This is a genomic window from Clostridium sp. K13, from assembly GCF_019734195.1.
Lineage (GTDB): Bacteria > Bacillota > Clostridia > Clostridiales > Clostridiaceae > Clostridium.
On record NZ_JAASHM010000002.1, the window covers coordinates 238,464 to 256,520 of the forward strand.

General features: G+C 28.3%; 17 protein-coding genes and 1 pseudogene. 14 read left to right on the plus strand and 4 right to left on the minus strand.

Annotation, left to right across the window (positions count from 1 at the left end; all coding sequences use genetic code 11):
- Positions 1–52 precede the first annotated feature (52 nt).
- Positions 53–490 carry a globin domain-containing protein gene (locus HCG76_RS02660; RefSeq protein WP_221698926.1) on the minus strand — a complete coding sequence of 146 codons (438 nt, stop codon included), beginning with the start codon at positions 488–490 and terminating at the stop codon, positions 53–55.
- Positions 491–643: 153 nt separating this feature from the next.
- On the opposite strand from HCG76_RS02660, the gene HCG76_RS02665 reads away from it, so the two are divergent.
- Positions 644–1,039: an RrF2 family transcriptional regulator gene (locus HCG76_RS02665; protein WP_221698925.1), complete on the plus strand. Its 396-nt coding sequence runs from the start codon at positions 644–646 to the stop codon at positions 1,037–1,039.
- Between the two features lie 73 nt (positions 1,040–1,112).
- Here HCG76_RS02665 and HCG76_RS02670 read toward each other — a convergent pair whose 3' ends face one another.
- Together HCG76_RS02670 and HCG76_RS02675 are read right to left on the minus strand one after the other, a co-directional pair.
- Positions 1,113–2,486 carry an MATE family efflux transporter gene (locus tag HCG76_RS02670; RefSeq protein WP_221698924.1) on the minus strand — a complete coding sequence of 458 codons (1,374 nt, stop codon included), beginning with the start codon at positions 2,484–2,486 and terminating at the stop codon, positions 1,113–1,115.
- A gap of 23 nt (positions 2,487–2,509) precedes the next feature.
- On the minus strand, positions 2,510–2,941 hold the full coding sequence (locus tag HCG76_RS02675) for a MarR family winged helix-turn-helix transcriptional regulator (RefSeq protein ID WP_221698923.1): 432 nt from the start codon (positions 2,939–2,941) through the stop codon (positions 2,510–2,512).
- A 290-nt stretch (positions 2,942–3,231) separates the two neighbouring features.
- Between HCG76_RS02675 and HCG76_RS02680 the strand changes: the two genes are divergently transcribed.
- Genes HCG76_RS02680 through HCG76_RS02690 form a run of 3 tightly spaced genes read left to right on the plus strand, consistent with a single transcriptional unit; the run spans position 3,232 to position 6,847 of the window.
- Positions 3,232–3,987, plus strand: a complete 756-nt coding sequence (locus HCG76_RS02680; RefSeq protein WP_221698922.1) for a DeoR/GlpR family DNA-binding transcription regulator — start codon at positions 3,232–3,234, stop codon at positions 3,985–3,987.
- On the plus strand, positions 3,987–4,892 hold the full coding sequence (gene pfkB, locus HCG76_RS02685) for a 1-phosphofructokinase (protein WP_221698921.1): 906 nt from the start codon (positions 3,987–3,989) through the stop codon (positions 4,890–4,892). Before HCG76_RS02680 ends, pfkB begins: the two co-directional genes overlap by 1 nt.
- A gap of 23 nt (positions 4,893–4,915) precedes the next feature.
- Positions 4,916–6,847, plus strand: a complete 1,932-nt coding sequence (locus tag HCG76_RS02690) for a PTS fructose transporter subunit IIABC (RefSeq protein WP_221698920.1) — start codon at positions 4,916–4,918, stop codon at positions 6,845–6,847.
- A gap of 65 nt (positions 6,848–6,912) precedes the next feature.
- On the opposite strand, the gene HCG76_RS02695 is transcribed toward HCG76_RS02690, so the two are convergent.
- Complete coding sequence (locus HCG76_RS02695; RefSeq protein WP_221698919.1) at positions 6,913–7,140, minus strand: hypothetical protein; 228 nt, start codon at positions 7,138–7,140, stop codon at positions 6,913–6,915.
- Between the two features lie 156 nt (positions 7,141–7,296).
- Between HCG76_RS02695 and nhaA the strand changes: the two genes are divergently transcribed.
- The 10 genes and pseudogenes from nhaA to HCG76_RS02740 all read left to right on the plus strand — a co-directional run bounded on the left by nhaA (position 7,297) and on the right by HCG76_RS02740 (position 17,766).
- Entirely contained in the window at positions 7,297–8,466 is a 1,170-nt protein-coding gene (gene nhaA, locus HCG76_RS02700; protein ID WP_221698918.1) for a Na+/H+ antiporter NhaA, read from the plus strand.
- Positions 8,467–8,600: 134 nt separating this feature from the next.
- Positions 8,601–10,247 carry a GH3 auxin-responsive promoter family protein gene (locus tag HCG76_RS02705; RefSeq protein WP_221698917.1) on the plus strand — a complete coding sequence of 549 codons (1,647 nt, stop codon included), beginning with the start codon at positions 8,601–8,603 and terminating at the stop codon, positions 10,245–10,247.
- A 130-nt stretch (positions 10,248–10,377) separates the two neighbouring features.
- The gene (locus HCG76_RS02710) at positions 10,378–11,247 is read left to right on the plus strand and encodes an EamA family transporter (RefSeq protein ID WP_221698916.1); all 870 of its coding nucleotides are present in this window, start codon (positions 10,378–10,380) and stop codon (positions 11,245–11,247) included.
- Between the two features lie 77 nt (positions 11,248–11,324).
- A pseudogene (locus HCG76_RS18925) lies at positions 11,325–11,506 on the plus strand (DUF1905 domain-containing protein); the annotation flags it as partial.
- The gene (locus tag HCG76_RS19330; RefSeq protein ID WP_311776375.1) at positions 11,483–11,779 is read left to right on the plus strand and encodes a YdeI/OmpD-associated family protein; all 297 of its coding nucleotides are present in this window, start codon (positions 11,483–11,485) and stop codon (positions 11,777–11,779) included. The pseudogene HCG76_RS18925 and the gene HCG76_RS19330, both read left to right, overlap by 24 nt.
- 195 nt (positions 11,780–11,974) lie before the next feature.
- A complete protein-coding gene (locus HCG76_RS02720; RefSeq protein ID WP_221698915.1) occupies positions 11,975–13,603 on the plus strand; it encodes a glycoside hydrolase family 13 protein in 1,629 nt (542 codons plus the stop codon).
- Positions 13,604–13,730: 127 nt separating this feature from the next.
- Entirely contained in the window at positions 13,731–15,239 is a 1,509-nt protein-coding gene (locus tag HCG76_RS02725; protein ID WP_221698914.1) for a carboxypeptidase M32, read from the plus strand.
- A gap of 120 nt (positions 15,240–15,359) precedes the next feature.
- The gene (locus tag HCG76_RS02730) at positions 15,360–16,370 is read left to right on the plus strand and encodes a putative ABC transporter permease (protein WP_221698913.1); all 1,011 of its coding nucleotides are present in this window, start codon (positions 15,360–15,362) and stop codon (positions 16,368–16,370) included.
- A gap of 240 nt (positions 16,371–16,610) precedes the next feature.
- Entirely contained in the window at positions 16,611–17,243 is a 633-nt protein-coding gene (locus tag HCG76_RS02735; protein WP_221698912.1) for a DUF4179 domain-containing protein, read from the plus strand.
- A gap of 28 nt (positions 17,244–17,271) precedes the next feature.
- A complete protein-coding gene (locus HCG76_RS02740; RefSeq protein WP_221698911.1) occupies positions 17,272–17,766 on the plus strand; it encodes a hypothetical protein in 495 nt (164 codons plus the stop codon).
- Positions 17,767–18,057 lie beyond the last annotated feature (291 nt).

Below are 18,057 nucleotides of genomic sequence, written 5' to 3' on the forward strand. Positions count from 1 at the left end.
ACAAATTATTAGCAAGTTTGTGTAAAAAACAAATCTACCTACTCCTTTTTTATTATTTTCTTGATTCGTAAATTTCCTTTTCAACATCAATAAATATTTTAGCAATAACCTCATAAGCTTTACCCCAAGCTTCAATAACTTCATCAGTTGCTGCATCTCCTAGAACTTCTTTAATTGAAGCTAATAAATTTGAACCAACTATTGGATAATGTCCTTCAGTGATTTGACGATCACAATGTACTTCTCCAATTTTCTTTACTACAGGTAAAATTGCTGGAAGGTTATCTATATTTTGTGCAGCTGCTAATATAGTCATAGCTAATGCCTTTGGTTGTTCTCCTGAAGCTTGTTTATCCATATTAAATAATGGTTTTACCTCAGGATTATTTGCAAACATGTTCTTATAGAAAGTAGTAGTTATTTCTAATCCGTGCTCCTTTAAAACTGGAACTGTGCTCTTTATTATATCTATTGTTTTTTGATCTAACATAAATTTATCTCCTTTATATAAAAGTTATTAATTAATAATTATTATCCGTATCTATGTCATTAATATATCATATATAATTTAAATGTGCAAGTAAAATACACATTTAAATTTATGGTATAATTTTTTTACGTTAGAAGAAAGGAAGAGTTGTTTATGCAGTTATCAAAGTTTACGGATTATGCATTTAGAGCATTAATATATTTAGCTAAAAGTTCTAATGAGAATGCAACAGTAGATAAGTTGGCTGAAGAATTAGATATATCAACACATCATTTAAAGAAGGTAATTAATAAATTAGCAAAGACAGAATATATAATATCAACTAAGGGAAGAAATGGTGGATTAAAGTTAGGATCAAGTCCAGAGGAGATTAATTTAGGAAAAGTTTTACTATTAACAGAAGAAAATTTAAGTTTGGTTGAATGTATGAATGAAACAGGAACATGTCCTCTAATTAGTGAGGAATGTAAGCTTAAGAGTATTATTTGTAGATCTTTAAATGGATTTGTAAGTGAAATGTCTAAATATACATTAAAGGATATAATATAAATAAAATACTATATTAAAGTAAGGACTCTACTAGATAGGAAAAATATATCTAGTAGAGTCCTACTCTAAATAATTATAAAATATTTTCAATTATTTCTGCTTTATGTAGCATATTTAAGGACTTAAACTCTTTGAATATTAAAACTAGTGTTATAACAACAGAGAAGAAATCGGCACAAGCACCTGCAGCCCAAACCCCATCTAATCCTATAAATAAAGGTAGTATTAAAGTAAATGGAATTAATAATATAACTTGTCTAAGTAAACTAACAAACATAGACATTTTAGCTTTACCTATTGATTGAAAATAACTAGTTGAAACAATGTTTATTCCTACTATAGGCATCATTAATAAATACATTCTAACACCTTTTACAGCAACAGCAGTAAGCTCAGGATCATTATTAAATAAGCTTATTGCAAATTCAGGGAAAGCCTGAATTAAAATTCCACCAATTGTACAAATAACTGTAGCTGCAATAGTAGCAATTGCAAAGGTCTTTTTAGCTCTATCGTATTTTTTAGCACCATAGTTAAACCCAATAATAGGCTGACAACCTTGGTTAATACCAAAGATAGGCATCATAAATACCATGTTAATTGATCCTATTATAGTCATAGCTCCTATAGATAAATCATTACCATAGGCCTTTAAAGAATTATTAGCAACAACTTGTACTAAACTATTGGCAATTTGAGTTGCAAAAGGAGCAATACCAATAGCAAATGTCATCATAACTAAGTTTTTCTTTAATTTCATATTTTCAAATTTTAATTTTAAGTTAGAATTTCCTTTAGTATAGTAATAAAGTATTATGAAGAATGTAAGAACTTGAGAAATAACAGTTGCAAAAGCTGCTCCTTTAATTCCCATGTTTAATACAAAAACAAATAAATAGTCTAATACTATATTAGTACCACATCCAATAACCATTGTTATTGAAGCTAATTTAGGATTTCCATCAGCTCTTACAGTACTATTTAATGCGAAAGAAAGAATATTAAAAGTACATCCACATAAAATTATAGTAATATATTGTTTAGCATAAAATAAAGTGTTTTCACTTGCTCCAAAAAGGTTTAATATTGGATTTAGGAATAAAAGTCCAATGATAGTAATTGCAATACCAACTATTAAGCTTAATGATAGTGCACTACCAATTAATTTTTCGGCCTCATCTCTTTTACCACGTCCAAGGTTTAATGAAATATTTGCAGTTGATCCAATTCCAATAAGCATACCAAATGCTAAAAGAATAGACATTATAGGCATAGTTATTCCAACTCCTGTTAAAGCAAGAGATCCAACCTCTGGTATACGCCCGATAAACATTCTATCTACAATGTTATATAAAGCATTAACCATCATACCAATTATTGCTGGAATGGAATAGTTTAATAATAGTTTTCCAATAGATTCTTCACCTAATTGATTTTGATGTCTCATATTTTTTGCCCTCCTAAATATAATTAAGTATTATTTTCTACATTTTTTGAAAGCTTATTCAATATATTTAAGCCAATAGATATTTCTTCAGAACTTAATTCATTGGTAAGTATATTTTCCCATTTAGTTAAAACGGAAAAAAAATCGCTTTTAATATCAAGGGCTTTAGAAGTTAGATAAATTCTATTAACTCTTTTATCATTTGAGTCTTTAGAACGAGTTATAAAATCTAATTCCTCTAACTTTTTTATTGCTTTAGCGGTAGTGCCTTTATCAATATTGACTAATTCAGATAAAGCCTCCTGGCTGATTCCATCATTTTTATATAAATGAATCATAAACATGTATTGTCCGCTACCAAATCCAAATTTACTAAATTCCTTTGTGAAAAAAACATTGGCTTGTCTATGAATAAGTGAAATATATTTACCTAAATATTCATTGTTAGATCTCATTTTAATAAATCCTTCCTAAAATATAAGTAATACTCACTATTGAATTTTATAAAATGCAAAATGAGCATTGAACTGACAAATACATTATACTGCTAAAATAGTTGCAAATGCAACTAAAAAGTTGGAATTGCAACTATTTTTATATAAAAATATAATTAGTAGTAAATTACTATAATAGAATAATTATGAATGAATATGAGTGAATATGAATGAAAATGAATTTTTTTTGAATGAAAATGATTGACTTATGATTAAAATAGGAGTATTATGAAATCAAGGAAGTGGTGTAAATGTTATCAGAAGAAAGACATAAGCTGATTTTAGAGAAATTAGAAAAGGAATCAGTAGTTTATTTAAATGATTTAGTTGAATACTTAAATACCTCAGAATCAACTATAAGAAGAGATTTAACTGCACTTCATAAAGCAGGGCTTTTGAAGAAGGTTCATGGAGGAGCTACATCATTAAAGGACGTAAATATAAAAACAACTGATGATATTGTTGAGAATAGACAAACTTTGAACATAGATGAAAAGGTAAAAATTGCACAATATGCAGCATCATTAATAGAGGACAATGATTTTGTTTATATAGATGCAGGAACAACTACAGAGCTTATGATTAATTTTATAAGCAATACAAAAGCCGTATTTGTTACAAATGGAATCGTTCATGCAAGAAAACTTATTAAAAAGAATTGTACAACTTATATATTAGGTGGTGAGCTGAAGCTTGCAACAGAAGCTATAGTTGGAGCTGAAACAGTAAATAGTTTAAGAAAGTATAATTTTACAAAGGGTTTTTTTGGAACAAATGGAGTTGATATTGACAGAGGATTTACAACACCTGATGTTAAAGAGGCCATGGTAAAGGAAGAGGCATTGTATAGAAGTAGAAAAAGGTTTGTTTTATGTGATCAATCTAAGTTTGATGAAATAAGTTCAATAACATTTGGAGATATTAAAGAAGCTAAAATAATAACAACTAATTTAGAAGAGAATAGTAGATATAAACAGGAAACGGAGATAGTGGAGGTAGAAAGCTAATGATATATACAATTACATTTAATCCAGCTTTAGATTATATAGTTAAAATGGATGAATTCAATCTAGGAAATGTTAATAGAAGTAATAATGAATTCGTTTATGCTGGCGGAAAAGGAATTAATGTATCAATCGTATTAAATAATCTAGGAGTTAAAAGTAAAGCGCTTGGATTTATAGCTGGCTTTACTGGAGAGGAAATAGAAAGAAGAGTTAGAGAATTTGGCTGTGATACGGAGTTTATAAAGCTAAAGGAAGGTATGTCTAGAATTAATGTAAAAATTAAAGCTGATGTAGAAAGTGAAATAAATGGTGGTGGACCAGATATATCATCAGATGCATTAGAAGAACTTTACAAAAAATTAGATACATTAACAGTTGGAGATATATTAGTTTTAGCAGGTAGTATTCCAAAAACAATGCCAACAGATGTTTATGAAAGAATCATGGAAAGACTTCAAGAGAAAAATATTAAGTTTATAGTTGATGCAACTGGTGAATCATTACTTAAGGTATTAAAATATAATCCATTTTTAATAAAACCAAATCATCATGAACTTGGAGAATTATTTGGAGTAAAGCTTAATAGTAAAGAAGAAATTATAGAGTATGCAAAAAAGCTTAAAGATATGGGAGCACAAAATGTAATTATATCTATGGCTGGAGATGGAGCAATATTAATAGACTCTAATGGTGGAGTTACAACAAGTAATGTACCAAAAGGTGTAGTGAAAAACTCAGTTGGAGCAGGAGATTCAATGGTTGCTGGATTTATAGCTGGATATTTGAATTCAGAAAAAATTGAGGATGGATTTAAATTAGGGGTGGCAACAGGAAGTGCATCAGCATTTTCAGAAGGATTAGCTACAAAAGATTATGTTTATGAATTATTAGAACAAGTAAAATAAAAGTTTTCAAGGAGGAAATGAAAGTGAAAATTACTGATTTATTAAAAAAGAATGGTATAGCACTTAATCCTACAGTAAATTCAAAGGAAGAAGCAATAAATAAATTAGTTGACTTAATGGATTCTACAGGAAGATTAAGAGATAAAGAGGCTTATAAGAAAGCAGTTTTAGATAGAGAAAGTTTAAGTACTACAGGAATTGGTGATAATATAGCAATTCCTCATGCTAAGACAAGTGCAGTAAAAGAAGCTGGACTTAGTGCAATGATACTTACAAATGGAATTGATTATGATTCACTTGATGGGCAACCAGCAAAGCTTTTCTTTATGATAGCAGCTCCAGAGGGAGAAAATAATCTTCATTTAGACGTATTAGCAAGATTATCAATGATGTTAATGGATCCTGATTTTAAGGAGCAATTAATAAATGCTAAAAGTGTTGATGAATTCTTATCACTTATTGATTCTAAAGAAAATGATAAGTTAAAGGCTGAAAGTGATAAAGAGGAAGCACAAAAAGCACAAGCCAATGGATATAGAGTATTAGCTGTTACAGCATGTCCAACAGGTATAGCTCATACATTTATGGCAGCTGAAGCTTTAGAAAACAAAGCTAATGATATGGGAATTTCAATAAAGGTTGAAACAAATGGTTCTGGTGGAGCAAAAAATGTTTTAACTGATGAAGAAATAGCTAATGCTGAATGTATAATAGTTGCAGCGGATAAAAAAGTTGAAATGGCTAGATTTGAAGGAAAGAAAGTTATTCAAACTAAAGTTGCAAACGGAATTCATAAAACAGAAGAATTATTAAATAGAGCAACAAGTGGAAATGCTCCAGTTTATCATCATACAGGTGGAAGTGATGGTGAAGGTATATCATCAGATGAAAAAGAGAGCATTGGAAGACAAATATATAAACATTTAATGAATGGTGTTTCTCATATGTTACCATTTGTTATAGGTGGAGGTATATTAATAGCTTTAGCATTCTTATTTGATAACTATAGTATTAATCCAGCTAACTTTGGTAAAAATACATCTTTTGCAGCATTTTTAAAGACTATAGGTGAAACTGCATTTGGATTTATGTTACCTGTACTTGCAGGATATATTTCAATGAGTATTGCAGATAGACCAGGGCTTGCAGTTGGTTTCGTTGGTGGTATGTTAGCTAACTTAGGTACAACATATGCAAGTGCATTTGATTCTTCAGTTTCAGTTGTAAGTGGAGGATTCTTAGGAGCATTATTTGCTGGTTTCTTAGGTGGTTACTTAGTATTAGGATTAAAGAAGATATTTGATAAATTACCACAATCTTTAGAAGGTTTAAAACCAACATTACTTTACCCTGTTATCGGTATTGGATTAATAGGTGCGATAATGATATTTGTAAATCCATTCTTTGGAGGAATAAATGAAATAATAACTAATTTCCTTAACTCAATGGGTAGTACAAGTAGAATATTATTAGGTATAGTTGTTGCAGGAATGATGGCTATTGATATGGGTGGTCCTTTCAACAAAGCAGCATATGTATTTGGTACAGCATCACTTGCATCAGGTAACTTTGAAGTAATGGCAGCTGTAATGGCTGGTGGTATGGTTCCACCACTTGCAATTGCTTTAGCATCAACATTCTTTAAGAGTAAATTTACTAAGAGAGAAAGACAATCAGCTCTTACAAATTACATTATGGGATTATCATTTATAACAGAAGGAGCAATTCCTTTTGCAGCAGCAGACCCGTTAAGAGTTATACCTTCATGTGTAGTAGGTTCTGCAACAGCAGGATCACTTACAATGTTATTCCAATGTCAATTAAGAGCTCCTCATGGTGGAATGTTCGTATTACCTGTAATAGGAAACCCATTTGGATTCTTAGGTGCAGTTGTTATAGGTTCTGTAGTAGGAATGATAATGTTAGCATTATTAAAGAAAAAAGTAGTAGAATAATAATACTTTATAAATATAGAAAAGTTTTAGTGGCAAGCGCAGCTTGCCACTTTTTATTATTATATTTAATCACCATCACATCCACCATCACAATCACAACTACTGTCGCATTCGCAATCACAATCATTAAAGTCAGAAATACCAGAGTCAAAGAATGAATAACTGTCATTATTTAAAAAATCCGTATTACTATATTCATAATTAGATGAAGCGGAGTTATTATTTCTACTACTGCTATTTTGCTTTATTAAAAAAGCTATTAAAAAGAAAATTACAATAATTAAAAATTCCATAATTAAATCACCCTTTTTGCTTTAATTATACCATTAATTAGTAAATGTAAATATATGTTTATAAACGTTGATATAACAGTATATAAAGGATAAAAATAATGAAACTGTACAAAATATAAGAGTAAAGAAAAACAAGTATGCAGTAGGAGAATTATTATGGGAAAGAATAAAGAAAATAAAAAAAGTATAATAAATTCAGAAGCCTTTCCAGGAATATTATTATTAGCAACTACAATATTAGCTTTAATTTTAGCAAATACACAATTAGATAAATTTTATAATTATATTTTATATGATTTAAAATTTGGCGAAGAATTTAATTTGCATTTGATTATTAATGACTTTTTTATGGTAATATTTTTCTTAGTGGTAGGATGTGAAATTAAAAGAGAGCTTGTATATGGTAAATTATCAAGTATAAAGCAAGCTTCATTTCCTGTAATAGCTGCAGTTGGAGGAATGGTTGCTCCAGCATTAATATTTACACTTTTTAATTATAGTAGTGGATTTGAAATTGGTGCAGGAATTCCATTATCTACTGATATAGCCTTTGCAATAGGTATTTTTTCAATATTAGAAAGTAGACTTAACTTTTCATTAAAATTATTTCTACTTACTTTAGCTGTTGTAGATGACTTATTATCTATAATAATAATAGGTGTTTTTTATTCATCTCATATAAGAATTTCAGGAATAATTGCTTCTTTGATTATAATAGCAGCTTTATTTTCTGTTAAGTTTTTTAATAAAAGAAATAAGTTATATCCGTATTTAATATTAGGATTTGCCTTGTGGGTAGCAGTATTTTATAGTGGAATTCACTCTACATTAAGTGGAGTAATTTTAGCTTTTAGTATACCTGTATTACATGAGAAAGATAAAGAGAAGGATTTAAGTTATAAGGTTCAACATAAATTAGAGCCATTTTCTAATTATGTAATATTACCTTTATTTGCATTTGCCAATACAGGAATAAATTTAGGTGGAAATTTGAACTTAGCAAAGGATTATCCTTTAATGATAGGTATAATACTAGGCTTAGTTATTGGAAAACCATTAGGAATAATGTTGTTTGGATATATAGGAAGTTTAATTGGAGTAACGAAAAAACCACAAGATACATCATGGTATGATGTATTAGAAGTATCTATTTTAGCCGGTATAGGATTTACTATGTCTTTATTTGTATCGGAGATTGCATTTGCAGGTGAAGAAGTTGAGCTTAGTGTATCGAAAATATCAGTATTAATTGCAGCTGTTATTTCAATTATAATAGTAAGTGTATTAACATCTATAGGAGAAAAGGTAGAACATAAAAATAAATAAGTAATATGTGTGTATTATTAATTTAGTTAAATTAATAATACACACATATTTTTTTACAACATATAATATTTGTGACAAAAATATATAGGAAGTGCCTTAAAACGAGCATAATAAGTAAAGCAGTATATGGTAGTATGATTATAGCAGGAGGAGTACTAGAAAAATATTTTAATCAATATACTTTAAATTCAAAAAAAGTAAATGAAAGAGTTTTATTTAAAATATTAAATAAAAGTAAAGACTGTAAATATGGTAAAGAATATAATTTTAAATCTATAAAATCAATAGAAGAGTATAAAGAAAAAGTTCCAATTACTAATTATTTATCTTATGAAAAATATATAGATGAGATGCTTAAGGGAGAAGAAAATATTTTAGTTGGAGAAGAGGTTGAGTACTTTGGACATACTTCAGGAACTACAGGTAAGCAAAAACTAATACCAGTAACTAAAAAGTCTAGAGAAGTTAGTAGTAAGTATATGGCATTATTACTTGAAAGATTTGCTTATAATAACTTTAAAGATAGATGGTGTTATGAAAGAGGACTAATGATAGCTGATACTGTGACCACCAGTTGTTCAGAGGGGGGAGTGCCTATATGTTCTGCAACATCAGGTGGAATGGAAGCTATAAAAAATATACTTCCTAAGATGTATACTTCACCTTATGAGGTAATGAAAATAAAGGATAAAAATGAAGCTTTATATTTACATTTATTGTTTGGCCTTGAGGATAAAAATTTATTTTATATAAGTGGTGTATTTATATCCAATGTTTTAGATTTATTAAGGGTTCTAGAAGAAAAAAGCGATATGCTTGTAAGAGATATTAGAAGAGGAAGTATTAATAGAAGTTTAAATATAGATGAAGATAAAAGAAAAATTTTAAGCAAGTATTTGAAGCCTAATGCAAGCAGAGCAGATGAGTTAGACAAGGAATTTGCTAAAGGATTTGAAGGAATTTGTACAAGAATATGGCCTAAATTAACTTATATTGCATCGGTAACTGGAGCTAATTTTTCAATATATGATGATAAAGTAAATTATTATACAGGGTCATTACCTATTTATTCACCAGCATATGCAGCAACTGAAGCTATGATAGGAATTAACCCATATGCTAGTAAAATAAGATATGTAGTAATTCCTGATACTGTATTTTATGAGTTTATTCCAATAGAGGAAAGTGATAAAAACAATCCCAAAACTTATTGTATAGATGAGTTAAAAATAGGTGAAAAATATGAGATTATAATTACAAATTACGCAGGCTTTTATAGGTATAGATTAGGAGATGTAATTAAGGTAGTAGATTATTATAACAATTCACCGGAGATAGAGTTTTTATATAGAAAAAATCAGGTTTTAAATATGGTTTCTGAAAAAACAACAGAAGATCATTTAAAATCATCTATAAATAAGACTATAAATAATTTTAATTTATCTTTAATTGATTATACAACTTTAGAGGACAATACAATAACGCCGGGAAGATATGTTTTTTATTTTGAATTTAATGAAGAAGTGCCTAAGAGTAAGGTAAGAGTCTTGGAAAAAAATCTGGATTTAGAGTTGCAGAAGGCGAATTTAGCTTACGGAAGATTTAGAAAGAATAATAGACTATCATGTACAAGTGTTATTATTGTTAGAAAAAATACTTTTGATAATATAAAGAAATTTTTAATATCAAAAGGTGTTTCTAAAAGTCAGCTTAAGATTCCAAGGGTAATAACTAACAAAAAGGATATTTTAAATATATTAAATCAAAATATTAAGAATTGAGGCTATTAATAATATAGAATTAGCTATAGAATAAATTATAATAGTAGATTTATTCTATAATATAAAATAAGTAAGGAGGTTGTCTAAGGCAGCCTCTTTAATTACTTAAATTAAAAGGAGGGAAACTTTTATGTGGATATTATATGCATTTGGGTCGGCTTTTTTTGCAGGAGCTACATCTATTCTTGCAAAGATAGGAGTTAAAGATGTTGATTCACATGTTGCTACAGCTATTAGGACTATTGTTGTATTAATTTTTTCATGGTTAATGGTATTTATAGTTGGTTCACAAGGAACTATAGCTGATATTAGCACAAGAACTTTTATATTTTTAATTTTATCAGGATTAGCAACGGGAGCATCGTGGCTTTGCTATTTTAAGGCATTGCAATTAGGGGATGTTAATAAGGTAGTACCTATTGATAAAAGTAGTACAATTTTAACTATGATTTTAGCCTTTATTTTTTTGGGTGAAAATATAACTATAAATATGATAATTGGAATGATTGGTATAGGTATTGGAACTTATTTAATGATCCAAAAGAAGGAAGAATCTAATAAGATTATAAGAGGAAAGAGTTGGATTGTTTATGCAGTTTTATCAGCTGTTTTTGCATCACTAACATCTATACTAGCTAAAGTGGGTATAGAAAATGTTGAGTCGAATTTAGGAACAGCAATAAGAACAATAGTTGTACTTATTATGGCTTGGGTTATAGTTTTTGTAACTCAAAAGCAAAATGACGTTAAAAAGATAGATAAAAGAAGTTTAATATTTATAATTTTATCTGGTATTGCAACTGGTGGTTCATGGCTTTGTTATTATAAGGCTTTACAAGATGGACTAGCATCTATAGTTGTACCTATAGATAAGCTTAGCATATTATTTACAGTTTTATTTGCGTATATATTTTTAAAGGAAAAGTTGTCAAAGAAATCTGTATTAGGATTGATTTTAATAGTAGTTGGAACACTAACTTTATTAATAAAAATATATTGATATTAGTATATCAATATAATAAATAAATTACGTAACTATATAAGTAGCTACATAAGACAAATAAAGGAGATTAAAAAATGGAAATATTTAATGCAATAATAAAAAAAGTAGAAGGTAAAGATGGTGCTTACATAGAGGTACCTTTAGATGTAGAAAAAATTTATGGTGCTAAGAGGGTTAAGGTAAAGGCAACTTTGATGGAATTGAATATAGAGGTTCAATAGTTAGAATGGGAATGCCATGTTATATTATTGGAATAACAAAAGAAATAAGAAATAAAATAGGAAAAAATCCAGGAGATGAGATAAAAGTTACAATTGAAAAGGATGAAGAGGAAAGAAGTGTGGAATTACCAGAGTATTTTAAAGTTTTAGTTGAAGATGATAAGGAAATAAATAAGTTTTGGAATAGTTTGTCTTTTTCAATGCAAAAAAAATATATTACATGGATAACCTCAGCAAAAAAAGAGGAAACAAGAAATAAGAGGTTAGAAGGGGCTATTATAAAACTTAAAAATAAAGAAAAACTTTAATTAAAATATTTTAATAATAGGACAAGTCCCCAGGGGCGCCCCTGAGGCGAAAATAGCAGTATTGTGTTAAAAAAAGCCTATATTTTGCAAGTAAAGTAGTAAGTATATTAGGTATAATCACATTATAAATCATTAAATATAAAAATAATTATAATTACAAGATAAATTAAGGTTTATAATGTGGAGGTAACAAATATGGAAAGACAATGGTGGCATAGCTCAGTAGTATATCAAATATATCCAAGAAGCTTTAATGATAGCAATGGGGATGGAATTGGTGATATAAATGGAATTAGAGAAAAGTTAGATTATCTTAAAGAACTTGGGATAGATGTAATTTGGCTTAGCCCAGTGTATAAATCTCCTAATGATGATAATGGATATGATATAAGTGATTACTGCGATATCATGGATGAATTTGGAACAATGGAAGATATGGATAACCTTTTAAAAGAAGCTAATGAAAGAGGAATAAAAATTCTTATGGACTTAGTTGTTAACCATACATCTGATGAACATAAATGGTTTATAGAAGCTAAAAAATCTAAGGATAATGAATATAGAGATTATTATATATGGAGAGATCCAGTTGATGGGCATGAACCAAATGAATTAGGATCTACATTTAGTGGAAGTGCATGGCAATATGATGAAACAACAGGACAATATTATTTACACTTATTTAGTAAAAAACAACCAGATTTAAATTGGGAAAATGAGAAAGTTAGAAATGAAGTTTATAAGATGATGAATTTCTGGGTTGATAAAGGGATTGGTGGATTTAGAATGGATGTTATCGATCTTATTGGAAAGATTCCAGATAAGATGATAACAGGGAATGGACCAAAACTTCATGAGTACTTACAAGAAATGAATAAGGCTGCATTAGAAGGAAATGACCTATTAACAGTAGGTGAAACATGGGGGGCTACTCCAGAGGTTGCAAAACTTTATTCAAATCCTGAAAGAAAAGAATTAAGTATGGTATTCCAATTTGAACATATTGGATTAGATCAAATTGAAGGAAAAGAAAAATGGGATGTAAAGCAATTAGATTTACTTGATTTAAAGAAAGTTTTATCTAAATGGCAAATAGAGCTTGAAGGGCAAGGATGGAATAGCTTATTCTGGAATAATCATGATTTACCAAGAATAGTTTCAAGATGGGGAAATGATAAAGAATATAGGGTTGAAAGTGCAAAAATGCTGGCAACACTTCTTCATGGTATGAAAGGAACACCTTATATTTATCAAGGTGAAGAAATTGGAATGACTAATGTAAGATTTGAGGATATTAATGAGTATAATGATATTGAATCTTTAAATATGTACAAAGATAGACTTTCTAAAGGATATTCTCATGATGAAATAATGACTTCTATATATGCAAAGGGAAGAGATAATGCTAGAACACCAATGCAATGGGATAATTCAGAAAATGCAGGGTTTACTACAGGAAAACCTTGGCTTGCTGTTAATAAAAACTATGAATATATAAATGTAAAGCAATGCGTAGAAGATGAGAATTCAATTTTTAATCATTATAGAAAGCTTATAGATATAAGAAAACATAATGATACTATAGTTTATGGAGATTATACTTTATTATCTCCAAATGATAAAAATATTTTTGCTTATAGTAGAGCATTAAATGGAGATAAAATATTGGTTGTTTGTAATTTCTATGGTAATGAAGTTAATTTTAAATTCCAACAGGATTTTAATTATGCAGAAATATTATTAAGCAACTATAATGATTCAAGCACTTTAATTGAAAACTTAAATTTAAGACCATACGAAGCTATAATGTTTAGAGTAAAATAAAGGGAGTACCTGCGGGGTAAATCCAATATGTGGATTGACCTCGCAGGTAATTTTAATTATTCATTTAATGAAAAATTAGGTATATAATTAAATATATACTTATTTTTAATAATGGGGGCTAAAAGTAATGAATAAATTAGAAAAAAAATTAGAAGAATTTGCAGCATATCTGAAGATTATTGAGCATTATAGAAATGTAGGAAGTCTTATGTATTGGGATATGAGTACTGGAATGCCAGAAAATGCAGCAGAAGGCAGAGCAGAAACTATGTCTTTTATGCAAATGCAAGAACATAATTTATCTGTTGCAAAAGAAGTACATGATTTTATTAAGTTTTTTGAAAAGAATGAAGAGAAGTTAGATTTTGTTCAAAAAAGAATGTTGCATGAACTTAAAAAGAATTATGAAAAAGAAAAGATATTTCCAGAAGAATTTATAAAGGAGTTTTCATTAGCTGCATCTAGAGGTCAATTAACTTGGGAAAAGGCTAAGAATGAAGATAACTTTGAAATATTTAAACCTGATTTAGAAAAAATAGTTGAACTTACTAAAAAGTCAATAGAATACAAGGGTTATAAAGGAAACAAGTATAATGCTTTACTTGATGATTATGAACCAGGATTAACAGTTGAAAAACTAGATAAGGTTTTTGATGAGTTAAGAGATGGGATAGTTAGTATATTAAATAAGATAAATAGTAGTGAAATAAAAATTTGCAATGCTTTTGAAGGAAAGGAATTTCCTAAAGAAAATCAAAAAAGATTTTGTATAGAAATTTTAAAGGCAATGGGCTTTAATTTTAAGTCAGGAAGAATGGATGAAACAGAGCATCCATATACCTTAGATATGAGTAATAAGGATGTTAGAATAACAAATCATTATTATTTAAATGATTTTACATCAGCAATGTTTTCTGCAATACATGAAGGTGGACATGGAATATATGAACAAAACTTGCCTGACTCTTTAGAAGGAACAGGATTAAATACTGCTGCTTCTATGGCTATTCATGAATCTCAATCAAGATTTTATGAAAATATAATAGGAAGAAGTAGAGCTTTCTGTGAATATTTATATAAAGAAGCAAAGAAAGAATTTTCAGATCAATTTGAGGGTGTTAGTGAAGAAGAGTTTTATAATACAATAAATAAAGTTCAACCTTCATTAATAAGAACTGAAGCAGATGAGTTAACTTATAGTATTCATGTAATTATAAGATATGAAATAGAAAAATTACTTATTAATGATAAAATTCAGGTTAGTGATTTACCAAGAGTATGGAATGAAAAGTATAAGGAATACTTAGGGGTAGAACCTACAAGTGATAAGGTGGGAGTGCTTCAAGATATGCATTGGTCAGATGGATCATTTGGATATTTTCCAAGTTATGCTTTAGGAAATCTTTATGGAGCTCAAATATTAAATGAAATGGTGAAGGATGTTCCTAATATATATAATGAAATTGCAGAAGGAGATTTAGGATCAGTAGATGAATGGTTAAAGGAAAATGTTCATGAGTGTGCTAATCTTTATGATCCAAGTGATTTAATAAAGAAAATTACAGGAGAAGAACTTCAAGCAAAATATTTCATTGAATATTTAGATAATAAATATAAAGAAATATATAAGTATTAATAAGTATATGTATAGCCTCAGAGGTAAAATTATTATTTTGCCTCTGAGGCATTTTTTTAATAAATATAAAAATATGTTAATAGTATATAAAGTAACTATTTATAATATGGGGGATATATTATGCATTTACATACTATACATCAATGGCTCCTTTTATTTTACTTTTATTGTTTTATAGGATGGATATGGGAATCTGTTTATGTATCTTTAGGAAAGCATAAATGGGTGAATAGAGGATTTTTAAAAGGACCTTTTTTACCTATATATGGTTCTGGAGCTATAGTAGTATTACTTTCTACATTAACAGTAGAGAACAATCTTATATTAGTATTTGTTATAGGAATGATAGGAGCAACCATACTAGAATATATAACTGGAGCAGTGATGGAAAAAATATTTCATGTTAGATATTGGGACTATACGGATAAACCTTTTAATGTAAATGGTCATATTTGCTTATTATCAACATTGGCTTGGGGATTATTTTCTATACTTTTAGTAAGGTTTGTTAATCCACCTATAGAGAATTTGGTTAGGGGTATTCCAGAAGAAATATCTGAGATAAGTGCATATATTATAACTGTTTTTATTACTATTGATGAAGTTCGATCATTTAATGAAGCTATGGATTTAAGAAATCTTTTAATTAGGTTTACTGAAAGAAATGAAACCATTATTAATATAAAAAGGAGAATAGAAGTAGTAGAGGCTTGTGTTAATGAAGATGTTAAGGCTATACAAGAAAAATTAATAGAAAAGGCTGTTGTTAGTCAAGAAAAAGTATTAGCTAAGAAAAGATCAAGGAAACAAGCTGTTGAAATAATTATTAAAAGAAATCTAGAATCAAAAGAGGAAGCTATGATAGTATTAGCTGAAAAGATATCAAAGTATATAGATAAGTTTGATGAGTTATCATCTAAGGCCATAGATGAGCCAAGTAAATTGAAGGCTGAGTTTTCAGAGTATTTATCAAAATTAAAGATACATGAGGGGAAAATTAACAATACTGAAAGTAAGGTTTATATAAATTCTATAAATATATTGAATAGAAATCCAAACGCCAAGGCTAAAAATTATGAAGAGGCAATGAGTGAAGTTAAAAATTTAGATAAAGATTTGAAAGAAAAGTAAATAAGATGATAAAATGAAATTATAAGGTACAAAGAGAAATGAGCTTGCAGATAAGTATTATCTATCTAGAAAAAGTATAGATAGAATAATTCTAGAGCAGTCTAAGAAAAATAGATAGAATAGAAGTTTGAGTCATAATTAAGTTTATGGCTCAACTTTTTTACAATAAAATTTATTTTATAGTGAACCCTTTTAGATGATAGAGTATCTAATTAATAATTACACTATGGGGGGCAATGAATGTTTAGGATAAAGAAGAGTAATATTAGTAAGGCTAAAGGGGGCAACAAAGAAGCGTTTATAGAATTAATAGAAGAAAATAAAATATCTAAAAATATAATTAGAGTATCAGCCATAGCTATAGCTATAATAATTTTATTTAGTACAAATTCTATAGCACCTACAATTGCTGAAGAAATTCCATTAGTAGGACCAGTTATAAAAATGCTTAATAATAAAATGGAAATGAACGTAAGATATACAGACAATGGGTTAGTTGTAAAAGAAACATTTAATACTGAATGCTATAGTGTGAATATTGAAACAGTAGATTTTGATGGGGAAAAAATCCTAATAGTATATAAAGTAGTTGGAATAAATAAGAATACACCTTGGCCATGTGTATTAGATATAGATATAAAATCAGATTCTTTAATAATTAATAAAGAAGCTTCGATGGCAACCGGAGGTATTGAAGAAGGGGCATATTATGGATATCAACAATATGATATTAATTTTAATAATGAACCTTTAAAAGAAAAAGAGATTCAGTTAAATATAACTCCTAAAATTTTAATAGCAGGTAGTGATGAAGAAGAGTTTATAAATGAAGGTCAGATTAATTTAAATGTTAAGAATAAAAATTATAGATAAAAAAATATTATATGTGAGGTAAGTGAGAATGAGGAAAACAATTAAATATTTATTATTATGTATTGTAACAATAGGAGTATTAGTGGGATGTAGTAATTCATCAAAAGAAGAAAATGTAGAAAGTTTTATTAAAAAATTAGTATCATATAATACTTATAATAATATGGCAAGTATTGAAGAGGCAGGTCAACTTATTGAAGATTACAAATCAAGATTTGGTGAATATCTTACAGAGGATGCTTTTGATTTATTGATGGCTAATAGGATATTTAGTAAATATAGTGCTGTTATATCAGACGCAAGTGGTGTTACGGATATTAATATTATCAAAACTAGTGAAACACAAAATGATGGATATATTCATTTTGAATATGAGGTTTCATATAAGCTAGAACGTGATGGTGAAACTGTTGATATGAATGATTATATGGCTTTTAATGTACTTGATGAAAAGGGATATAAGATTGAAAAGGTATCAATATTAGATAAGACAAGCAGTATTTTTAAAGAGTTCAAAAAGTAATATATGTATAAAAAGTTATAATGATTTTATTAAATGTATAGGATAGTAATAAAGTTGAGTGCATGGTGTTAAGTTTATGGCTCAACTTTTTTTATTAAAAATAATCTAGGTATTTTATTAGAGAAGTTTAAAATACAATATTTATATAGAATTTTTAGGAAGTTTAACGACATTAGTTTGGAAAATAGGAGCATTAAATGAAGTTGAAGTAGCTTATTTCATGAAAAAAGAATTCCCATCGGACATAAACAACCGAACATGGAAAGTGATAGTTATTAGGATATGGTAAGG

Coding starts and splice junctions, on each gene's coding strand:
- HCG76_RS02660 (WP_221698926.1), bottom strand. CDS start 490: ATGTTAGATCAAAAAACAATAGATATAATAAAGAGCACAGTTCCAGTT.
- HCG76_RS02665 (WP_221698925.1), top strand. CDS start 644: ATGCAGTTATCAAAGTTTACGGATTATGCATTTAGAGCATTAATATAT.
- HCG76_RS02670 (WP_221698924.1), bottom strand. CDS start 2,486: ATGAGACATCAAAATCAATTAGGTGAAGAATCTATTGGAAAACTATTA.
- HCG76_RS02675 (WP_221698923.1), bottom strand. CDS start 2,941: ATGAGATCTAACAATGAATATTTAGGTAAATATATTTCACTTATTCAT.
- HCG76_RS02680 (WP_221698922.1), top strand. CDS start 3,232: ATGTTATCAGAAGAAAGACATAAGCTGATTTTAGAGAAATTAGAAAAG.
- pfkB (WP_221698921.1), top strand. CDS start 3,987: ATGATATATACAATTACATTTAATCCAGCTTTAGATTATATAGTTAAA.
- HCG76_RS02695 (WP_221698919.1), bottom strand. CDS start 7,140: ATGGAATTTTTAATTATTGTAATTTTCTTTTTAATAGCTTTTTTAATA.
- nhaA (WP_221698918.1), top strand. CDS start 7,297: ATGGGAAAGAATAAAGAAAATAAAAAAAGTATAATAAATTCAGAAGCC.
- HCG76_RS02705 (WP_221698917.1), top strand. CDS start 8,601: ATGATTATAGCAGGAGGAGTACTAGAAAAATATTTTAATCAATATACT.
- HCG76_RS02710 (WP_221698916.1), top strand. CDS start 10,378: ATGTGGATATTATATGCATTTGGGTCGGCTTTTTTTGCAGGAGCTACA.
- HCG76_RS19330 (WP_311776375.1), top strand. CDS start 11,483: ATGCCATGTTATATTATTGGAATAACAAAAGAAATAAGAAATAAAATA.
- HCG76_RS02720 (WP_221698915.1), top strand. CDS start 11,975: ATGGAAAGACAATGGTGGCATAGCTCAGTAGTATATCAAATATATCCA.
- HCG76_RS02725 (WP_221698914.1), top strand. CDS start 13,731: ATGAATAAATTAGAAAAAAAATTAGAAGAATTTGCAGCATATCTGAAG.
- HCG76_RS02730 (WP_221698913.1), top strand. CDS start 15,360: ATGCATTTACATACTATACATCAATGGCTCCTTTTATTTTACTTTTAT.
- HCG76_RS02735 (WP_221698912.1), top strand. CDS start 16,611: ATGTTTAGGATAAAGAAGAGTAATATTAGTAAGGCTAAAGGGGGCAAC.
- HCG76_RS02740 (WP_221698911.1), top strand. CDS start 17,272: ATGAGGAAAACAATTAAATATTTATTATTATGTATTGTAACAATAGGA.